Annotated in this window: 18 protein-coding genes; 8 read left to right on the top strand and 10 right to left on the bottom strand. The window is 46.9% G+C overall.

Going from position 1 to position 19,909, the window contains the following annotated elements; translation table 11 throughout:
• Positions 1 to 55 precede the first annotated feature (55 nt).
• The 5 genes from HF894_RS12280 to HF894_RS12260 all read right to left on the bottom strand — a co-directional run bounded on the left by HF894_RS12280 (position 56) and on the right by HF894_RS12260 (position 5,870).
• Positions 56 to 526: a helix-turn-helix domain-containing protein gene (locus HF894_RS12280; protein WP_021846461.1), complete on the bottom strand. Its 471-nt coding sequence runs from the start codon at positions 524 to 526 to the stop codon at positions 56 to 58.
• 978 nt (positions 527 to 1,504) lie between these two features.
• Positions 1,505 to 2,530 (bottom strand): DNA polymerase III subunit delta, encoded by a 1,026-nt coding sequence (gene holA, locus HF894_RS12275; protein ID WP_204972765.1) that lies wholly within the window; start codon positions 2,528 to 2,530, stop codon positions 1,505 to 1,507.
• Between the two features lie 4 nt (positions 2,531 to 2,534).
• A complete protein-coding gene (locus HF894_RS12270) occupies positions 2,535 to 3,311 on the bottom strand; it encodes an AMP nucleosidase (RefSeq protein ID WP_204972763.1) in 777 nt (258 codons plus the stop codon).
• Positions 3,312 to 3,747: 436 nt separating this feature from the next.
• On the bottom strand, positions 3,748 to 4,431 hold the full coding sequence (locus HF894_RS12265; RefSeq protein WP_204972761.1) for a response regulator transcription factor: 684 nt from the start codon (positions 4,429 to 4,431) through the stop codon (positions 3,748 to 3,750).
• Positions 4,428 to 5,870, bottom strand: coding sequence for a sensor histidine kinase (locus HF894_RS12260; protein WP_204972759.1), 1,443 nt, complete (start codon positions 5,868 to 5,870; stop codon positions 4,428 to 4,430). The genes HF894_RS12265 and HF894_RS12260 overlap by 4 nt, the downstream gene beginning before the upstream one ends.
• A 228-nt stretch (positions 5,871 to 6,098) precedes the next feature.
• Between HF894_RS12260 and HF894_RS12255 the strand changes: the two genes are divergently transcribed.
• Positions 6,099 to 6,929, top strand: coding sequence for a GLPGLI family protein (locus HF894_RS12255; RefSeq protein ID WP_021846468.1), 831 nt, complete (start codon positions 6,099 to 6,101; stop codon positions 6,927 to 6,929).
• A gap of 82 nt (positions 6,930 to 7,011) precedes the next feature.
• Positions 7,012 to 9,513 (top strand): hypothetical protein, encoded by a 2,502-nt coding sequence (locus HF894_RS12250; RefSeq protein ID WP_204972758.1) that lies wholly within the window; start codon positions 7,012 to 7,014, stop codon positions 9,511 to 9,513.
• A gap of 86 nt (positions 9,514 to 9,599) precedes the next feature.
• On the opposite strand, the gene HF894_RS12245 is transcribed toward HF894_RS12250, so the two are convergent.
• Positions 9,600 to 10,505, bottom strand: coding sequence for a helix-turn-helix domain-containing protein (locus tag HF894_RS12245; RefSeq protein WP_204972756.1), 906 nt, complete (start codon positions 10,503 to 10,505; stop codon positions 9,600 to 9,602).
• Between the two features lie 164 nt (positions 10,506 to 10,669).
• Between HF894_RS12245 and HF894_RS12240 the strand changes: the two genes are divergently transcribed.
• On the top strand, positions 10,670 to 11,545 hold the full coding sequence (locus tag HF894_RS12240; RefSeq protein WP_021848084.1) for a radical SAM mobile pair protein B: 876 nt from the start codon (positions 10,670 to 10,672) through the stop codon (positions 11,543 to 11,545).
• Between the two features lie 10 nt (positions 11,546 to 11,555).
• Here HF894_RS12240 and HF894_RS12235 read toward each other — a convergent pair whose 3' ends face one another.
• Positions 11,556 to 11,921 (bottom strand): winged helix-turn-helix transcriptional regulator, encoded by a 366-nt coding sequence (locus HF894_RS12235; protein ID WP_204972754.1) that lies wholly within the window; start codon positions 11,919 to 11,921, stop codon positions 11,556 to 11,558.
• A gap of 169 nt (positions 11,922 to 12,090) precedes the next feature.
• On the opposite strand from HF894_RS12235, the gene HF894_RS12230 reads away from it, so the two are divergent.
• From HF894_RS12230 to HF894_RS12215, 4 genes are all read left to right on the top strand, one after another.
• A complete protein-coding gene (locus HF894_RS12230; protein ID WP_021848086.1) occupies positions 12,091 to 12,474 on the top strand; it encodes a nuclear transport factor 2 family protein in 384 nt (127 codons plus the stop codon).
• Positions 12,475 to 12,581: 107 nt separating this feature from the next.
• Positions 12,582 to 13,031, top strand: a complete 450-nt coding sequence (locus HF894_RS12225) for a type I restriction enzyme HsdR N-terminal domain-containing protein (protein ID WP_204972752.1) — start codon at positions 12,582 to 12,584, stop codon at positions 13,029 to 13,031.
• A gap of 220 nt (positions 13,032 to 13,251) precedes the next feature.
• Entirely contained in the window at positions 13,252 to 15,468 is a 2,217-nt protein-coding gene (locus HF894_RS12220) for a RelA/SpoT family protein (RefSeq protein WP_075316905.1), read from the top strand.
• A gap of 8 nt (positions 15,469 to 15,476) precedes the next feature.
• On the top strand, positions 15,477 to 15,848 hold the full coding sequence (locus tag HF894_RS12215) for a diacylglycerol kinase family protein (protein ID WP_204969020.1): 372 nt from the start codon (positions 15,477 to 15,479) through the stop codon (positions 15,846 to 15,848).
• Here HF894_RS12215 and HF894_RS12210 read toward each other — a convergent pair.
• The 3 genes from HF894_RS12210 to HF894_RS12200 form a co-directional block, all read right to left on the bottom strand.
• Positions 15,824 to 16,804: an MFS transporter gene (locus tag HF894_RS12210; protein WP_204972750.1), complete on the bottom strand. Its 981-nt coding sequence runs from the start codon at positions 16,802 to 16,804 to the stop codon at positions 15,824 to 15,826. The two genes, HF894_RS12215 and HF894_RS12210, sit on opposite strands and share 25 nt — an antisense overlap.
• Positions 16,785 to 17,606 (bottom strand): 3-methyl-2-oxobutanoate hydroxymethyltransferase, encoded by an 822-nt coding sequence (gene panB / locus HF894_RS12205; protein ID WP_021848091.1) that lies wholly within the window; start codon positions 17,604 to 17,606, stop codon positions 16,785 to 16,787. Before panB ends, HF894_RS12210 begins: the two co-directional genes overlap by 20 nt.
• Positions 17,607 to 17,668: 62 nt before the next feature.
• Complete coding sequence (locus HF894_RS12200; protein WP_021848092.1) at positions 17,669 to 18,322, bottom strand: HAD family hydrolase; 654 nt, start codon at positions 18,320 to 18,322, stop codon at positions 17,669 to 17,671.
• Between the two features lie 179 nt (positions 18,323 to 18,501).
• On the opposite strand from HF894_RS12200, the gene HF894_RS12195 reads away from it, so the two are divergent.
• Positions 18,502 to 19,857, top strand: a complete 1,356-nt coding sequence (locus HF894_RS12195; protein WP_204972748.1) for an MATE family efflux transporter — start codon at positions 18,502 to 18,504, stop codon at positions 19,855 to 19,857.
• Positions 19,858 to 19,909: the final 52 nt, after the last annotated feature.

Raw genomic sequence — 19,909 nt, 5'->3', positions numbered from 1 at the left:
GAAAACAACGTTTTCAGGCTTTTTACTTCCGAGGTGTCGCCTGTCTTATCCTCTTTCACGCCGGCTTGAAAGTCTCGTACGTATTGTCGTCGAAGAAGATTCTTATTTCGGTGATTTTCCTGGGTGGTCTTTCTTTATAGATAATCTCTTGTTTTACAATCTCTTTAGGCGTGTTTAATGGCTTTGCTAATGCCATTTCCTTGCGATTTTCCGGTTCATCTGTCCCTTTGTCCGGATTTTCGGCATTCTCAGCGAATAGCGGATAGTCTGCGCCGATGTTTTCGGGGGTAGAAGCGGAAGCCTCGGCATCGTTACTCATGCTGCCTTGTCCCGTGAGCAACCACTCGAGGTTGATGTCACTATAACGCTGGTGAAGCCGGAGGATAACTTCCGTGCTGGGATATTTGTTACGGGGACCCAGAATGTGAGAGATGGTAGCTTGTGCCACTCCAATACTTTCGGCAAAAGCTCCGGCCGTCAGCTTTTCCCGTTCCATGATCATTTTAAAGCGGTCTTTGATGCTCATACAGGTAGATATTACAAAAGTATTTTCTTTTATTATTGGTTACAAAAGTAAATAATATAGTTCACAAAAGCAAATTTAAGAATGTGATTTGGCGGTTTTACAAAAGTATTCTGTATATTCCATTTTCGATTATTACATTCGTTATGTACCTGATATAAGTAAAAACAATGCATGTATTAAACTTTAGCAAAACTGAATATCTATCTGGTAATCAGTATATAATATTATACACTATTGTGCTTTACGGCTATATTTACATAAGTAAATATCCTTTTGGCGTGTTTGTGAAAGCATATTTGCATCAAATCATAGTATTTTATTGGTATATAGTTAATTGATAGATTCTATATTTACGCTTAATCATTGGGAAAGTACGAATGTAATCCCCTACTTTACCACAATAAATATACATATATTTGTATATATAACAATAGTGAATATTATATGTGTAATATAATAGTTGCAGCTATTACATCGGTGAATATACCGATATATTACATATGAAAATCTTTCTTGTTGTATTTACAACTATTTTGTCCATTTCAGTAGCCTGATATACCATTTGGATATGACAGATTTGATGAAATGGAGGGTTATGTGAGCGGATTGGTGGTACATTAATATGGATAGCTGGATATTTTCTTCTTTCCTTTTTATTATTGTAATTTCCAGCCTTTTTTTCCGTATAAATGGACTAATTGGAGGAAATATCGCATTCTCAGAGGTTTTATTTTGATATAAACGTTTGTAATATAGCGCATTAACCCCTATTTTTACATTCGTCAATTGGGAGATTCTAGAGAAAATGGCAGTCAAACATAGGTAAACAGGGGATTTTTTGCGTATAGGATGCGGCAATGGATGTGGATTGGAGCTGTAAATTAAGGCAACAAAAAAGGATGGTATCCGGATGTCTGTTCACAGCTCCGATACCATCCATATTTCTTTCTGGAAAAAACAGATTGGATTATACTCCCATTAATGCAGAATTTTAAACACCAGTTCCCGCAGGATATCGCCATCGCTCATCGAACTGTTCTCCACGCCTTTCGACTGTGCATCGGCCGTGCGTATCTCGCCGATAATCTGCAAGGTCTTCACTCCGCTGTAGCGGCGCATGGCGGCCAGGTATTCGCGAGCCTGCCAAGGCGACTTCAAATCCAGAAACGCAGCGATGCCATGCTCCGATTTTTCGGGGGCATAATAGGCCATCATCAGGTTGGAGAAGAAACTGAAAAGTAAAGATAAAGTCATCTGTATGGGGTTTCCTTTCGGATTTTCCTCAAAGTATTTTACTATCCGATTGGCTTTCAGCACATCTTTTTCGACCAAAGCGGCCCGAAGTTCGAAGTTGTTATAGTCCTTGCTGATTCCGATGTTCCGTTCCACCTGTTCGGGTGTCACTCTTGTCAAACCTTTTGGCAGCGTAATGACCAACTTTTCCAGCTCGCCCGTCAGGCGGCTCAGGTCGGTACCCACGAATTCGGCTACCATCTGCGAGGCCTTCGGTTCGATGTCCACCCCCTTGCGTTTCAGATAGGAACTGATGAAGGCAGGCAGCTGGGCTTCGCGCACTTTCTTTGATTCAAAGACTACGCCTCCTGCCTTTTCTATCTCGCCTGCCAGCTTCTTGCGCCGGTCCAGCACGCCATGCTTGTGGCAGAGGACGAGGATGGTGGACAGCAGCGGCTTTTGCAGGTAGTAAGTCAGCTCCTCCATGCCGCGCACGGCCTGGGCCTCCTTGACGATGATAACTTGGTGTTCGGCCATCATCGGATAGCGTTTGGCCGCGTTGATGACGGTCGCTATATTATCTACATCGCCCCCATACATCACCGTCTGGTTGAACTCTTTTTCCTCATCGGTCAGTACGTTCTCCTCGATGTAGTCGGCTATCAGGTCGATGTAGTAATCTTCTTCGCCCATCAGATAGTAGATGGGGCGGTATTGCTTGGCCCGAAGTTCCTTCAGAATGTCGTCGCACGTCAGTTCCTGCTTTGCCATAGTCTTACCAGTCGAACTTCAGGTGTTTTACGGTCTTCTTTTCGTCGATAATCATGCGGAGCGATTCGATGCCGATTTCCACATGCTCGGCCACGTAGTTCTGCGTCACCATGTTGTCGCTCTTGTCGGTCTTCACGCCTTCAGGAATCATGGGCTGGTCGGACACCAGCAGCAGGGCTCCTGTGGGGATGTGGTTGGCAAAGCCGCAGCTGAAGAGGGTGGCCGTCTCCATGTCCACCGCCATGGCACGTGTCTTCTTGAGGTATTCCTTGAACTGGTCGTCGTGCTCCCAGATGCGGCGGTTGGTGGTATAGACAGTTCCCGTCCAGTAATCGCGGGCATGGTCGCGGATAGCCGACGATACGGCACGCTGCAGCATGAAGGCCGGCAGTGCAGGCACTTCGGGCGGGAAGTAGTCGTTCGAGGTACCTTCACCACGGATGGCCGCGATGGGAAGAATCAGGTCCCCCAGCCTGTTTTTCCTGTCGATACCTCCACACTTGCCCAAGAACAGGCAGGCCTTGGGATGAATGGCGCTGAGCAGGTCCATGATGATGGCGGCATTGGGGCTGCCCATGCCGAAATTGATGATGGTGATGCCCTCGGCACTGGCCGATATCATGTTGGCGTCACGTCCCAGGATGGGCACATTGAACTTCCCGGCAAACAGCTCCACATACTTGTTGAAGTTGGTCAGCAGGATGTATTCGCCGAAGTCTTCCAGCGGGCGTTTGGTGTAACGTGGCAACCAGTTGGCTACAATTTCTTCTTTAGTTTTCATACGATTTCGTTAATCTATAAGGATTAGGATATGGTCTGCAGAACGGCACCCTTGCATGGGCCGCCGTTCCGCAAACGCAAAAATACAATAATTAGGGAGACGGGAAAAGAAAAAGTCGGATTTTCATTCATATCTGCGGACAAATTCAGCAGGACTCCCCTGCCCGCTCCTTTTCGGCTTTACCCGTCATGCAAGCATCCTGAAAGCATCTACCATGAGTATACGACTGATGTAGGATGAGTATACGACTCATGTAGGATCAGTCGTATACTCATGGTGGAAGAGGTTTTTCCTGCTTCAGCCAGGAAATCACCGACGATTCGGGTATCTGCAAATGGAAGTCAGAATCATTTACAAACAAATTCTATACATTTCTCGCTTGAATACTGGCTTTATAAATGGAGTTCAATGCCAGGAGACTTCTGTTTTCAGTTTGTCATGGTATCTGAAGGATATAACCCTTTTTCTTAACAGAAACAATATTTATGGTATTATCAGGAGCAAGAATGTGTCGTAAATAAGTAATCTGTACATTCAAAGACATGGAATTAGTATAGCTGATGTCGCCCCATACCTGATTCAGAATTTCATCCCGCGTCACCAGTATGCCGGCACTTCGTGACAACAGGACCAAAATATCCGTCTGACGCGCCGATAGATTACGGGTGATCCCATCGTATGTGACTGTTGAATTCTGGCTGTCAAATAATGTTTTTCCAATCATATAGCGGCATTGAACATCAACTTTCCTGTTTTCAAACCGTTCGTCAATTCTCGCAATCAGCTCTTCGGGATAAAACGGTTTGGGAATATAGTCATTGCCTTTCAAGTGGAAGCCCTTCAACCGGTCTGCCTTTTCCGTACGGTCAGTCAGGAAAAACAGGAATACCTCACTATCCGTTTCACGGATTTTCTGTGCAAGTTCGAATCCGTTCATTACAGGCATGTTCACATCCAGCAATATCAAGTCGGGATGTTGCCGGTTATACATTTCCCATGCCGCAGCCCCATCGGAAGCGTAGGTTACCGAGTATCCTTCGAGCTCCAGGAAACGTATCAAAAGCAATGAATTCTGCCTGTCATCATCGACCAGCAAAATATGTATTTCATTTTTATTCATTGTGGTAACTCTATAATAAAAGTACTTCCATGATTCAGCTCACTTTCCATGCGTATATTACCCCGGTGCGCTTCAACAAGCATGCGGACATAAGCCAGTCCGAGCCCCATGCCTGCTATATCTTTTTCAACGCCAATCCGCCCACGATAAAATTTTTCAAAAACATGTCCTTGTTCCGATTTGGGAATGCCCAATCCATTGTCTTTAACTGAGATACGGACGTGGTCATTGTCACATTTCCGGTAATCTATTTCGATTTCAACCCTTTCGCGCGAATATTTTACTGCATTCTCCAGCAGATTGTCGATAATGTTAATCATGTGCATCCTGTCAGCAGTGACAATCATATCCTCGTGAGGAAGAACAAGGATACGAACATGCTTGTCGCCTGGTACATTCAGTTTATGGATACACGCATCTAACAAATCGTGCAGACTGAACGCTGAAAGATGAAGCGGTATCTCGGTTGACTTGCTGAAAGTCAAATCTCTCAGTTTGGAAAACAAAGCAGACAGGCTATCCAATGCCGTATGGGAATCTGCAACGACCATTTGCCGGCCCGCAATGTCTTTCATAAGCCGTTCATTGCCCATATAGGAGACACACATCTTGAGCGTTGCAATCGGACGTTTCAGCTCGTGAATCATGGTTTGTATAAAGTCTGACCGGAGATTTTCTATTTTACGCTGTTTGCGGATCGTGGCAATTTGTGCAACAAGGCAAACAACCAATAAAACAGATAAGGCGAATGAAAAGAACAGAATATCCGACATTCCTCTTATAATCAGCGGCAATGCAATCTGGCAATCCATTCGTACCAGCTTCTTACCCAGAATGTCGTAGGGATAGGTTATGGAGAGTACAGGATGGAACAGCGAACCCCATTCCGTACGGGAAGATTCCCAGACTATCGAATCTGCCGTCTCGGTGAAAATGGTATCGAGCCTGATATCGTTGGACCGCATCACCGTATCGAGTTTCTCAGCTGAAAAAGGGAACCGTCTGTTCAGACAGCTGCGTTCTATCGCATCAAGCACCTCCGACTCTTTCCGATCCTGTTTGACAACAATCACTTGCACTTCTCTATCCAGCCAGTCAGGGTGTTGCGTTTCATATATCCGGGAAAACAAATCAGCCGAAAGTGAATCAATTGCCGGACACCGGCGCATATCTGCCGTATAGATATCAAACAAAAACATCTCAGTATCTCCTCTTACAAACCGTCTGGTCGTATATTCAACGGCAATTTCGTTGTTGACCGCACTCTGACGCACCCTGTTGTATTCATCAACGGATTCAAATACACGGCTGTAAAGTGTATCCGCACAGGTTTGTACCGTGTACTTGTATCGGGAATAAAGCCATTTGCCCTGCACGATGGCAAATAACACGATGACAATGACTGTCAGGTAATTCAGTATTTTGATTCTTTTTTCCATGATGCAAATATATGGCAATTTGAATAGAATGGACAGCATGGCCGGGGCAATATTGATCGGCTATAATAATTTAATAATAATTCCATAAGAATAGGATAATGATTATTTTTCCCAGTCTGTCACAGCCCCGATACCTTTGCACAAAAATAGCAATGCGAATATTCTGATGAAAATACATTCAATATAAATAACCATAAACAGATATTAACTCCATAAAACTTATTGTATATGAAACATTTTCTAATTCTCAGTGCAGGTCTGGGACTTTCCTTGTCATTGTCCGCACAACAAAACGACACGTTCCCGACAGATTATGAATGTCTTTACGAATATCGGGTGACAAATTCAAAATCCATTACGGATACCTATACGACTATTTTACAGATAGGACGTGATTGCTCCTGCTTTATGGATTACACGGCATTCCAGTCCGATTCTGTCAACGCCAGCCCCCATGCTTCCGACGAGGATATAAAAAAATACCAGATGCAGGAAATAAAAAACAGTTTGTTTTTCGACCAGACGGTATTACAGAACCATCCGCAAGGGGAAATGTCTGTTTACAGTGTAATACCGCCGGACTATTATATGTACAAGGAAAAACTTCGCCCGATACAGTGGAGCTTAGGCAATGAAACCGATACCGTCTGTGGTTACGTTTGCAAAAAAGCAACGGGTGAATACGGTGGAAGGAAATGGGTCGTATGGTACGCACCGGAAATACCGACCACTTACGGTCCTTGGAAATTTTGCGGTCTTCCCGGCCTCGTAATGCTGGCTCATGATACGGAGAACATACACCGTTTTGAAGCCATCACTTTCCGCAAGGGCACATTGCCAATAGCTTTGCCGGATATACCCAACATCGTGACCGTAGAAAGAGACAAGTTTATCAAAAGCAAGAACAAATTTGAAGAGGACCCCATGACAAACATTCCACTGGAATCCATCAGTGATATGACGGTGCAAAAGGATGAAGAAGGGAAAAGCTCCATCCTTATCAACGGTGTTCAGTTGCGGATTCGCCCCAATGGTTACACTCCCTTGGAATTAGAATGAAAATTTGACTATGCGTTTATTATTCAGTATATTATTTTGCGTTATTACAGGCATCGCTTTTTCTCAAAGCCGGGTAGAGGGAATGCTTAGAGATGTTTCCGGCGCAGGCATCGACGGTGCGATCATCAAAATTTCTGCGGACAGCACCGTCATTGCCTATGCAATTTCTGACAAGGGACATTTTAATGTTGCCTTTCATACAGGTTCAAAAAAGGTCAAGCTGATTGCCGAGTCGATGGGATATGAATCTGTGGAAAACGAAATTTTGAATATGTCCCAGACCTGCAACATTACCATGAAAGAAAAAGCGACGGAATTGAAAGAAGTGGTCGTAAAGGCCCCGGCCATCTACCAGCGCGGCGATACCTTGTCCTTTCATCTTTCTGCATACACCACCCAAAGTGACTATACATTGAAAGACGCCCTGAAAAAACTTCCGGGCATCGACGTGGAAAAATCAGGCAACATCAAGTACCTGGGGAAAGACATCTCAAACTTTTACATTGACGGTCTGGATTTGCTTGGCGGAAAATATAACATAGCGACCACCAATATACCTGCCTCGTATGTAAATTCGGTTCAGGTGCTAAACAACCATCAGGCCGTAAACATGAATAAGGATATTTTTTCAGATAACGTGGCCATAAACATCCACATGAACAACAACGCACGTTTTAAACCCATTGGAACGTATGAAGGCTCTGTCGGGTATGGTGACGACTGGCTATATCAGGCAAGCGGGGCCGGCATGCTTTTCAAGCCCAAGTTCCAGACCATTGCCACATTAAAAATCGGAAACGTACATTCATTCACTTCAGATGAAGCGGCTTCCCTTTTCGGGGGAATCGAAGAAGAGTCCAAGGCTGAAAAACTGATGGGCAATCTATCGACTTCCACTCCACCGCTGGACCAAGACCGGTATGCCTCACCTGCCGAACGCATGTTTTCAGTCAATTTTATCCAAAAAATAACAGAAACAGCTACCTTACGGGGAAACGTCGATTACAGCTATTCCAAAAGCCAATATGATTATGACATCCAACGCAACTTTTATGACGGAGATGAGAATATAATCATCGACCAAGGTATAAATTCGCTGTCCGCCAGTCATGCCCCCAGTTTCTCCATCGTTTATAAAAACAATGCGCCGACAAGCTATCTTAATAATTCTCTATTTGGCAAGGCCACGTTCCTACGCAACGACTTGCCGACTACGGAAAACGGCCAGGCACTTATGCAGCAACAGTCCATGCGTGACTACTATATTGGAAATAATTTTTCATATAGCTGGCGCAGGAAGAAACTGCGCTGGAGACTGTCATCATCCGTACTGTTATTCAACACGCCACAAGTCAGGCTGACTGTCACAAACGAAGGAAACGACATTCATCAAAGTGCAAACAGCTTGAGCTTTCAGACCAAGAATCTCCTGTCTGCGATTTATGATTTCAAGAACTCACGTTTTTATCTTCCACTGTCACTGAACTATTCGGCAGATAAAATGCAAACAGATTTACGGTCCTACCGGGAGAATACAAACAATAAGAATGATATGACAGCCGGTCAATTGAGCGTTGCTTTTGCTCCGCGGTATGAATATACCCATCCGAAACGCATATATGTCTTTCGGGCCGACGTACCGGTGCGGATGGATTACATCTACAACAGAAACCACATACAGAATGAAAAAGATAAATTCAGCTTCTTTTCCGTATGCCCAGGAATTTATTTCAACTATAAATTCAGCAGCCGTTCTACATTCAGGACGCAAGTGGCCTATACACGAAACTTTGGGGACATCCTGGACTTCCTGACATCCCCGGTGCAGACGGACAACACAACTCAAAAAATCAGTTCCGGCATTCTGCAGGACAATCAATCGTTGATGGCAAACCTGCACTATGACTATAAGATACCATTGGACATGTGGTTTGTAAATGCTGACATCATATACCAACGTGAGCACAGCAATCTGCTGACATCCCAAAAGGTAGCATCAGACTTGATTCAGTCGACTTACCTATACATGCCCAACAATACCCATAACACAACGGCACAACTCGGCATTACCAAACAAATTGAATCCATCAAGACAAAAATTTCATTAAATGGACTATATATATGGAGACAGCAGCAGGCAGAGCAGAACAACTTGCTCACAACCTATTCTTGGCAAAGTGTCGGCATTTCCCCGACAGTGACCTCACAGCCCTGCAAATATGTCGAATTGGATTATTCCGGTGAAATAAGCAAAACTTTCTTGAGCTATGAGGACATCAAGAGAAGTTATTGGTCGCAGGTACATAAAATCTCATTAAAAATCACACCGATACACTCCCTCATCTTGTCCGCTTCATCAGACATCGTGAAAAAGGATCTAAGCGAAAATCAGAGTAAAACGACGGGCCTGCTTGATTTTGACATAACCTGGCTGTTCAAGGCTTTCAGGTTTAATCTGAGCTTGCAAAACGCGTTAAACCAAGATTCATATAGCTATACGATATACAATTCTATCAATACCTACAGCTATAATTACAAACTGCGTGGACGTGAACTACTGTTCACGCTTGCAATGACACTGTAATCCTTTATCAATGGAAAATCCATTTTTTTTGTAGAATGTAAAAGTCTTGTACAATTATAAGAACCACCGTCCGGCATTGTCTTACATCATTCATACACCCCGTTTTTATAGTCCGACAGATATTGGGAGCAGGTTTTACCGGTCTGCTGCTTGAAGAAACGCATCAGATGGCTCGGATCCGAAAAATGGAATTTGTCGGCCAGCTGGCTGACAGTGCAGTCGGTGAAAAGCAAGTCGTTCTTCAGGGCTTCCAGCAGCCGTTGTTTCAGCAGGTGGTTGGCGGAAACGCCGAACTGGGCCACCACTGCATTGTTCAGGGTAACGCGGCTGACGTGCATCATCTCGGCATATTCGGCAACCCGCTGCACGTCGTAGATATGCCGTTCGAGCAGGTCCTTGAACTGATAGGCGTAATGGTTCTTGGGTACGTCGACCGGCAGGCGGTAGGCCGAAGCATATTCACGGTTGATGACCAGCAGAAGATAATACAGGACGGCCACTATCAGATTGTAGCTATCTGCCGTGGGATGGAGCAGTTCCTGCTTGATTTTTCCCAAGAACCTCATGTATTCGTCGAAGGTTTCCTGGGAAACTGACAAATAGGGTGGCGTGTCGGTCTGATAGCAATAGAGCAGACGGTAGACAAAAAACTTGTCGGCAATAAACGTACGCATGAAGTCTTCGCGAAAGATGAGAAAGGTATAGTGCAATGCCCGTTCGTCGACATGCCACTCCTGCCGCTGGTGTGGAGAGAGAAGCAGTACCATGTCGTCATGCAGTTCTATCCGCTTGGAGTTCAGCAAAAGGAATCCGTCGGCCCGGCGGAAAAAGAAAAACTCGAAAAAATCGGTCTTGAACGTTGTATTTTCGGTCAGCACACCGCAAATTTCTTTCCCGTTACCAGTATTGATATAGAAATCCACACCACATTGTGTCTTGCTGAAAGGTACATTGACCAGTTTCGACGGATTGATATTCTTCTTTTTTTGCATAATAAATGAGATGGATGAGGTTGTCGGCAAAGATACGGAATCCATTTATCAAAATGGCATATCTTTCATATTTTAGGGCATAAAGGAATGAATGAAATTTTCCGAACTTTGCAACGGTATTAAAGAAAAAGTGAATATACCGGTCAACCAGATATAACAATAATATGACTACAGAAATTATCAGAACAATCGATGTACAGAGCATCATGACCAAGTCATCGCTGCCAGTCGGAGGATATTCGGTCAATCCGTATGTGGGCTGCCCGCACGCCTGCAAGTATTGTTACGCATCGTTCATGAAGCGCTTCACGGGGCACACCGAAGCTTGGGGAACGTTTCTGGACGTCAAGCGTTGGAAGCCCGTCGGCAATCCGCATAAGTATGACGGCCAGCGGATTGTCATCGGTTCGGTGACGGACGGGTACAATCCTTATGAAGCCGAGTTCGGCAACACGCGCCGACTGCTTGAAGAACTGAAGGGAACGCAGGCTGAAATCATGATCTGCACAAAATCCGATCTGGTCTTGCGCGATCTGGATCTGCTGAAGCGATTCCCCAAAGTGACCGTTTCGTGGTCGGTCAACACCCTCGACGAGCAGTTCCGCAGCGACATGGACCGTGCCGTGAGCATCGAACGCAGACTGACAGCCATGCGCCGGACGTACGAGGCAGGCATCCGCACCGTATGCTTTGTTTCGCCCATCTTCCCCGGCATAACCGATGTCAAGGCCATCATAGAGCGTGTAAAGGATTTTGCCGACCTCATTTGGCTGGAGAACCTCAATCTGCGCGGTCAGTTCAAAGGTGTCATCATGGACTACATCCGTGAAAAGCATCCGTCACTCGTCCCCCTGTACGAAGACATCTACAACCGGAAACGGACTGAGTATTGGCAAAGCCTGGAGAAGGAAATCTCGTCATACGCCGCCGAGCAGGGCTATCCCTACCGCGTGAACGACCTGCCCTACGGACGTTCGGAAAAGGGAAAGCCTGTACTGGTCAATTACTTCTATCACGAAAAAATACGGTTGGGGAAATGACATGCCGCACTCATTGCCCTTTCTCTTCCTTCTTCCCATACTTCCGTTCAAACAGATCCGCATTCCGGTTGCCCCACGCTATCATGGCGTCGATAATCGGGATCAGGGTCTGCCCCAACGGCGTGATGGCATATTCGGAACGTGGCGGCAGTTCGGGAAAGATGGTCTTGGATACCAGTCCGTCCTCCACCAATTCCTTCAGCTGAATGTCCAGCACACGGGGTGTAGCCTCGGGAAACAGTTTGTGGAGTTCACTGGGGCGTAAAGGACGGTGACGCAGTTCGTCCAGAATACACGATTTCCATTTGGAGTCTATCAGACTCATGGTCAGGCGTAAAGGGCAGTCCAGATCAACGGGGATTTTTCTTTCGTACATGTTTGGAGGCTCTATCATTAATTCGGATACAAAGATATGCATAACTCACTAATACTGGGATATACCGAATAATTTTTCGGTATATGAATAATTTTTCGGTACTTGCACAAGCCAGTCTTACCATGTACTTTTGCGGCAGTTACGAACCCGTTAAAACACATTTGTCATCATGAGAGCAAGTATCGAAGAGTATGAGGCTGTGGAGAAGGCAGCCATGAAGTTTGTGAAAAGTGTAGCCGAAGGCAACAGCAGTTATGCCAAAGAACTGTTCATCGACGAAGCCGTCTTGTTCGGCTATCTGGACGGAAAACTGGAGCACGGCAGTATTCAGCAATTCTATCACAACGTGGACACCGTAGGTGCAGGACAGGATTTCAAGGCGCGCATCGATGTGGTGGATGTAGAAGAAACGCTGGCCGTTGTCCGTGTGCTGGAAGAAAAATGGGGCGGACGCATCGATTTTACCGATTATCTGCTGCTGATGAAGATGGATGGAGAATGGAAGTGTGTGGCCAAAGCTTATAATCAGAATTCCAATACTGTTCGGAAATAAATAAAAAGAAACACTGACGTATTTTTCAAGGACGGAATATTGAATTCCGTCCTTTTTTGTACTTTTGTCTTCTCTACGAATAGTATATTAATGGAAAGAAACTGCCCATGCCTTCACTGAACCTACCCGTATTCGATGCCAAGATTGCCGTACGCGACGGTAAACGAGTGATATTTGACGTCATTCGCCGCCGTTATGTGGCCCTGACTCCCGAGGAGTGGGTGCGCCAGCACTTCGTTCATTTCCTGATAAATCATAAAGGATACCCTAAGGCACTAATGGCCAACGAAGTACAAGTGCAACTGAACGGCACACGAAAGCGATGCGATACCGTACTTTACCGTCGTGACCTGTCAGCACGCATGATTATAGAGTATAAGGCACCTGAAATACAGATTACTCAAGCTGTTTTCGACCAAATTACACGCTACAATATGGTATTGAAAGTCGATTATCTGATTGTCAGTAATGGTCTCCAGCACTATTGTTGTCGTATGGACTATGTTAATGGAGGATATCAGTTCCTACCCGATGTGCCTGCTTACAACGAACTTTAGCCCTATCTTCCCATGATCTGCTCCATATCTGCTCCGTACATTCTCCGTGAGAAAGTACCTATACGTGGACTTGGTACGGAGCAGGTACGGAGATGGTTTTATGTTTGCCTGTTTTTGCAGGATTTTGCAAGGAAGAACTTTTAAAAATTAGTATGAAAAACGTATGATTTGAAACAAAGAATACTAACTTTGCGCTTGTAACTATCAAAGAAAACACGTTATGGACACAAACCGTTTCTTCAGTAAGGAAGAAAAGCAGATGCTTATACCCCTCTATCGCAAGTTATTACAACTGTCAGGTGACACGTTGCTACCAGGCGACTGCCGTAAATTAAAAGCACATCTTGTGGCCTGTGCCGCTACAGAAGCCCTACAACGCGATGTATTCGGGTTGAATCCAGTCATTAAAAACATGCAGACAGCTGTGATTGTAGCTGAAGAGATAGGTATGCGACGCGCCTCTATCCTGGCTCTGATGCTTCATGAGGTCGTACGGAGTGGGCAATGTACGGCTGAAGATATTCATCGCGAATATGGTGAAGACGTGGCTGGCATTATTCGTGGCCTGATTCGTGTAAATGAACTTTATTCTAAAAGTCCTACCATTGAGTCTGAGAATTTCCGCAATTTACTCCTCTCTTTTGCCGAGGATATGCGCGTTATTCTTATCATGATAGCCGACCGTGTGAATATTATGCGGCAGATTAAAGATGCCGAGAATGACGAAGCACGTCGCCGGGCTGCCAACGAGGCTGCTTATCTGTATGCGCCGTTGGCCCATAAGCTGGGTTTATACAAACTGAAATCTGAACTGGAAGATCTTTCTCTGAAATATACGGAACACGATGTTTATTATCATATCAAGGATAAGCTGAATGCCACCAAGGCTGCACGCGACCGTTATATAGCTGCTTTCATTGCACCGGTACAGAAGAAGCTGGAGGAAGCGGGACTAAAGTTCCACATCAAAGGACGCACCAAGTCCATCCACTCCATCTACCAGAAGATGAAGAAACAGAAGTGCCCCTTCGAAGGCGTGTACGATCTGTTTGCTATCCGTGTCATCCTAGACTCTCCGCTGGAAAAGGAGAAACTGGAATGCTGGCAGGCTTACTCCATCGTGACCGACATGTATCAACCCAATCCTAAACGCCTGCGCGACTGGCTGTCCGTACCGAAAAGCAATGGCTACGAGTCACTGCACATCACCGTCATGGGCCCCGAAGGCAAATGGGTGGAGGTGCAGATACGTACCGAACGCATGGATGAAATAGCCGAACGAGGTTTGGCCGCCCACTGGCGTTACAAAGGTATCAAGGGAGAGAGCGGATTGGACGAATGGCTGACTTCGGTACGCGAAGCGCTTGAGAGTTCGGATAGCGACCTGGAGGCAATGGATCGTTTCAAGTTGGATCTGTATGAGGATGAGGTGTTTGTCTTCACGCCCAAGGGCGACCTCTTTAAGCTGGGTAAGGGTGCCACGGTACTCGATTTCGCCTTCCATATCCACACCAAGTTGGGGTGCAAGTGTATCGGTGCCAAGGTAAACGGACGCAATGTGCAGCTTAAGCAGGTGCTTCAGAGTGGTGATCAGGTAGAAATTATGACTTCGAATACGCAGACGCCCAAGCAGGATTGGCTGAATATCGTTACTACCTCAAAGGCGCGTACCAAGATACGCCAGGCCTTGAAGGAAATGGCATCCCGTCAGACAGCCTTTGCACGCGAAACGCTGGAACGTAAATTCAAAAACCGAAAGATAGAATATGATGAAGCCGTAATGATGCGGCTCATCAAGCGTATGGGTTACAAGGTAGTTACTGAGTTTTATCAGGCTATTGCCGATGGAGCATTGGACGTAAACGACATCATCGACCGATATCTGGAACTGCAGAAGCGCGAGAACGACATCCGCGAGGAAGTACAGTACCGCAGCGCCGAGGAATATAATCTGCAACCTCAGACGCCGGAAGACGGTTCGGTCAAGGAGGATGTACTCGTTATCGACCAGAACCTGAAAGGCATTGACTTCAAGCTTGCCAAGTGTTGTAATCCTATCTACGGCGATGATGTGTTTGGCTTCGTCAGCGTGACAGGTGGTATTAAGATTCACCGTTGTGACTGTCCTAATGCTGCCGAACTTCATGCCCGTTTCGGCTACCGTATCGTGAAGGCACGCTGGGCCGGCAAGGGCGAAGGCACACAATATCCCATTACCCTTCGTGTGGTAGGCCATGACGACATAGGTATTGTGACCAACATCACTTCCATCATTTCGAAGGAAACGGGTATCACGTTGCGCAGCATCGGCATCAACTCGAACGATGGTCTTTTCTCGGGCACTCTAACCGTCATGGTGGGCGATACAGGACGCCTTGAAGCACTTATCAAGAAACTGCGAACAGTAAAAGGAGTAAAACAAGTGGAGAGAAACTAACTTCTTATATGCATTACGATTACAAAAAACAGCTACGCAGCTTCGGCTATGCTTGGAAAGGTATCCGTAGTTGCGTAGGCAAAGAGCAGAACCTCAGTTTTCACCTCATTACCACTGTCTGTGTGGTAACGGCAGGTTGGTGCTTCTGCATCACACGGGGAGAGTGGATTGCTATCGTTCTTTGCATCGGTATGGTGATAGCTGCCGAGCTTTTCAATAGTGCCATCGAACGGTTGGTAGACTTTGTTTCGCCGCAACACCATCCCGTGGCAGGACAGGTAAAAGACATCGCCGCCGGAGCGGTGTTGGTGTGCGCTCTGGCGGCGATTGTCGTCGGGCTGATAATTTTTATACCTTATCTTACCCGTTTCTTCTTATAATAAGGGCGTGTAGCGAAAACGAACATAAGTATCGCCAGTACCAATGCACTTATCGCCAGCGTGTCTTCACCTATCGGCACTTTGTCTTGGCTATTCATGACGCACATAGTCCATATACCAATTATTAGTCCCCCATCCATCAGCAGGTTGAAAGTCATATTACCTGTAGCTCGCTGGCAATGGTGAGACAATTTGACAAACATTTTCACCCACAGCGGAGTCAGCAGCGGAAGTACCAGCATGGGCAACATCCATATCCAACTTATGGACGCAGAAAGGCCTGTCAAAAATGAACTAATAATACCGAATGAAAAAGCCAATATACCAACATTGAGTGCAGGCAGCCAGGCTCGCCCCAGCAGAAACCGATCCAAACTACATAGCTTCAAACCGATAGGAGCACGGAAAGATACATATACCGTAGTACATAGCAAGATGCCGATGGCACACAGCAGAGCAGATGCATACGACAGCCACGCCAGTGGATAATGGCCGATTCCCCAAGCTCCCGCTGTCAGTCCTGCAACCATACCTACTCGTCCGCAGAAGGCGAAGAGCATGTTTCCTGACGTACGATGGCCCGATAGGGTGATATCGATGCTGATGGTGGTTCCCGCTCCCGATGCCAAGGCAAAGCAGGCTCCTTGAAGCAGGGCAAGCCATGCGTAATGAGCTTCGTAGATATACGATGCCACAGCCATGGTTATGCCAACTCCTGTGTATGATAGCAACAAAATATGTTTCCGCTTAAAGGCGTCGGCCAGATAGGCATGAAAGGGACCTACGAGCAACATCCCAGCTAAAAAAGCCGGATAAATGCACGTTGCATCGTCAGCCAAAGCCATCGGAAGCACGCCAAGCAGCATGTACACCGCGGCATACAGCAGGAAATTGGCGGCACACATAGCCCTAAGCCCATGCGTCAACAAACGGCCATCAATATTGTTCTTTCTCATTGGGAAAGTCTAAGTTCTTCACATCGCTTACGTAGCGGCTAATGGCATCCGTCATCACCGTGTGCAGGTCGGCATAACGACGCAGGAAGCGTGGGCGGAAACCATTGTTCATGCCCAGCATATCCTGACATACCAATACCTGTCCATCCACCTCACCGCCGGCACCAATGCCGATAACGGGAATAGTCAGTTCGTGAGCCACGCGGGCAGCCAGTGCGGCGGGAATCTTCTCCAGTACCAGTGCGAAGCATCCTGCCTCTTCCAACAGATGGGCGTCGCGTACCAGTTTCTCGGCTTCGGCTTCGTCCTTGGCACGGACGGTGTAGGTGCCGTACTTGTTGATGCTCTGTGGCATCAGACCCAGATGTCCCATCAAGGGAATGCCTGCACTTAAGATACGTTTCACTGTGCCGATGATTTCTTCACCGCCCTCCAGCTTCAAGGCGTCGGCATGGCTCTCTTTCATGATACGAATAGCCGAGGCAAGACCTTCGAGCTCGTTGCCCTGATAGGAGCCGAAAGGCATGTCCACTACCACCATGGCACGCTTCACACCGCGTACCACTGACTTCCCGTGGTAGATCATTTGGTCCAGTGTGATAGGTAGTGTTGTTACATTACCTGCCATGACGTTAGAGGCAGAGTCACCCACCAGAATAACATCTACACCTGCACCATCTACAATCTGTGCCATGGTGTAATCGTATGATGTCAACATTGATATCTTTTCGCCTCTTTGTTTCATTTCTATGAGGCGATGAGTAGTCACTTTACGTGTGTCGTCTGAAATGTATCCAGCCATTTTTACTTAATATTTAAAGGGTTATTGTTCTGAATAATCGATTACAAAGTTACAGCTTTTTCTTATTGCTTCTTCACTTTCAGCATCTTTTCATAAGTAAAGTCACGGAAGTCATCTATAACAGCATGGCACAGCGGAGTGATGGCTTCACACGCATTGGTCGTAGCAAGCCCGATGACGTTAGCTCCTGAAGCCATTCCTGCTCGTAAACCATTGAATGAATCTTCGAAAACCCAAGTCGTATTAGGTTCGGATCCAAGTACTTGCATACCCAGCAGAAAACAGTCGGGTGCAGGTTTTGAGGCTGTAAACATTTCTGCTGTCAAAATACGGTCGAACAAACAGTCAAGGTCTGGATGAACGCGACGTACGGCTGCCATTTTCTTATCGTTGGAACTGGTGACGACAGCCATTGGTACGTTATGACGGCGCAAGTCGTCGATAAACTCAAGTACACCGGGAATAAAATCGAATGTCATCTGTTGTTCGAACTGATCGAGGGCAGCGGTAATCTCTTTTTGCCGTTCTGCCATGTTGGGTAAAAATGTTTCGTAAATGTAAGTTAAGGTCTGTCCCTTGATGCGTGTTTCGAGGTCTGCCATACCCAGATAGTCTATACCAATGCGGTGCCAAAAGACACTATATTGCGTTTCGGTATCTATCACCACGCCGTCAAAATCGAAAAGGACAGCGGTATTCGTCTTGTTGTTATCCATAAACTTTTCGTCAAAAATCGGACGCAAAGGTCTGAAAAGTATCCGTATCCTGCAAGTTTTTCTAACTTTAAATAAATAAGGCTATGTTTCAAAGGTAAGAACTCGAAAACCCATTTTCGGCTTTTTTCTTCGCTCGGTTTATACTATCTTTGTTGCGAATAACCCTTATACGACAGCATATGAACAATCCGCACATACTCGGTACCGAACACATCGGGAAGTTGCTCGTACAATATTCCATCCCCGCCATCATCAGCATGACCATCGTGTCGCTTTACAACATCATCGACAGCATCTTCATCGGTCACGGCGTAGGCCCCATGGCTATTGCGGGCTTGGCCATCACCTTCCCGCTGATGAACCTGACGGCAGCCTTCTGCAACCTTGTTTCGGCGGGTGGCTCTACCATCTCGTCCATCCGCCTGGGGCAGAAGGACATGGAGGGAGTGAACAAGGTGTTGGGCAACACGCTGATGCTTTGCCTGATCAACGCCGTAGTGTTCGGCGGACTGACGTTCATCTTTCTTGACGCCATTCTGCGCTTCTTCGGCGCCAGCGGCGAGACGCTGCCCTATGCCCGCGACTTCATGCAGGTCATCCTGCTGGGAACGCCCATCACCTTCACCATGATTGGGCTGAACCACGTGATGCGCGCCACGGGCCATCCGAAGAAAGCCATGCTGACGTCGCTCACCACCGTGGTGTGCAACATCATCCTTGCTCCCATCTTCATTTTCCAGTTTGGTTGGGGCATACGGGGCGCGGCTCTGGCCACGGTCATTTCGCAATTCATCGGAATGTTGTGGGTACTCAACCACTTTCTCCAGCGTTCCAACCCCATCCGCCTGCGACATGGTTTCCAGCGCATGGAGCGGCGCATCGTGGGCAGTATCTTCTCCATCGGCATGTCGCCGTTCCTGATGAACGTCACGGCCTGTGCCATCGTCATCATCATCAATAACAGCCTGCAACGCCACGGGGGCGACATGGCCATCGGTGCCTATGGCATCATCAACCGCCTGCTGATGCTCTACGTTATGGTGGTAATGGGGCTGACGATGGGCATGCAGCCCATTACGGGCTATAACTTCGGAGCACGGCGGCTGGACCGTGTGAAGCAGGTGCTGCGTTTGGGCATCACGGCGGGTGTGTGCATCACCTCGAGCGGTTTCCTCATCTGCGAGCTCTTTCCCCACGCGGTGGCTTCGGTCTTCACGTCGGACGAGGCGCTTATCAACATGGCCGCCCGCGGCGTGCGCATCTGTGTGGCCATCTTCCCCTTCGTGGGGGCGCAGATTGTCATCGGCAATTTCTTCCAGAGCATCGGCATGGCTAAGATCAGTATCTTCATGTCGCTCACGCGCCAGCTGCTCTACCTGCTGCCCTGCCTGCTGGTGTTCCCGCAGTTCATGGGGCTGGACGGCATTTGGACGAGCATGCCCGTGAGCGACTTCTTCGCCTTCGTCACGGCTGTGCTAATTCTTCTGTGGTACGTCCGTCGGAAACATCTGTTCCATCCGCAAACCATACAATAACACCACATTTTCGTTTTATGGGTGGGTGTCTTAGAATAAGCGAGTCCCCCTG

This window comes from Caecibacteroides pullorum (assembly GCF_019239235.1).
GTDB lineage: Bacteria > Bacteroidota > Bacteroidia > Bacteroidales > Bacteroidaceae > Bacteroides > Bacteroides pullorum.
Note: the sequence above shows the minus strand (reverse complement) of the source record. Positions and strands in the feature narration are given on the sequence as shown.

Coding starts and splice junctions, on each gene's coding strand:
- HF894_RS12200 (WP_021848092.1), bottom strand. CDS start 18,322: ATGGATAACAACAAGACGAATACCGCTGTCCTTTTCGATTTTGACGGC.
- HF894_RS12260 (WP_204972759.1), bottom strand. CDS start 5,870: ATGGAAAAAAGAATCAAAATACTGAATTACCTGACAGTCATTGTCATC.
- HF894_RS12195 (WP_204972748.1), top strand. CDS start 18,502: ATGAACAATCCGCACATACTCGGTACCGAACACATCGGGAAGTTGCTC.
- panB (WP_021848091.1), bottom strand. CDS start 17,606: ATGGCTGGATACATTTCAGACGACACACGTAAAGTGACTACTCATCGC.
- HF894_RS12240 (WP_021848084.1), top strand. CDS start 10,670: ATGACTACAGAAATTATCAGAACAATCGATGTACAGAGCATCATGACC.
- HF894_RS12280 (WP_021846461.1), bottom strand. CDS start 526: ATGAGCATCAAAGACCGCTTTAAAATGATCATGGAACGGGAAAAGCTG.
- holA (WP_204972765.1), bottom strand. CDS start 2,530: ATGGCAAAGCAGGAACTGACGTGCGACGACATTCTGAAGGAACTTCGG.
- HF894_RS12210 (WP_204972750.1), bottom strand. CDS start 16,804: ATGAGAAAGAACAATATTGATGGCCGTTTGTTGACGCATGGGCTTAGG.
- HF894_RS12270 (WP_204972763.1), bottom strand. CDS start 3,311: ATGAAAACTAAAGAAGAAATTGTAGCCAACTGGTTGCCACGTTACACC.
- HF894_RS12225 (WP_204972752.1), top strand. CDS start 12,582: ATGCCTTCACTGAACCTACCCGTATTCGATGCCAAGATTGCCGTACGC.
- HF894_RS12230 (WP_021848086.1), top strand. CDS start 12,091: ATGAGAGCAAGTATCGAAGAGTATGAGGCTGTGGAGAAGGCAGCCATG.
- HF894_RS12215 (WP_204969020.1), top strand. CDS start 15,477: ATGCATTACGATTACAAAAAACAGCTACGCAGCTTCGGCTATGCTTGG.
- HF894_RS12245 (WP_204972756.1), bottom strand. CDS start 10,505: ATGCAAAAAAAGAAGAATATCAATCCGTCGAAACTGGTCAATGTACCT.
- HF894_RS12255 (WP_021846468.1), top strand. CDS start 6,099: ATGAAACATTTTCTAATTCTCAGTGCAGGTCTGGGACTTTCCTTGTCA.
- HF894_RS12250 (WP_204972758.1), top strand. CDS start 7,012: ATGCTTAGAGATGTTTCCGGCGCAGGCATCGACGGTGCGATCATCAAA.
- HF894_RS12235 (WP_204972754.1), bottom strand. CDS start 11,921: ATGTACGAAAGAAAAATCCCCGTTGATCTGGACTGCCCTTTACGCCTG.
- HF894_RS12220 (WP_075316905.1), top strand. CDS start 13,252: ATGGACACAAACCGTTTCTTCAGTAAGGAAGAAAAGCAGATGCTTATA.
- HF894_RS12265 (WP_204972761.1), bottom strand. CDS start 4,431: ATGAATAAAAATGAAATACATATTTTGCTGGTCGATGATGACAGGCAG.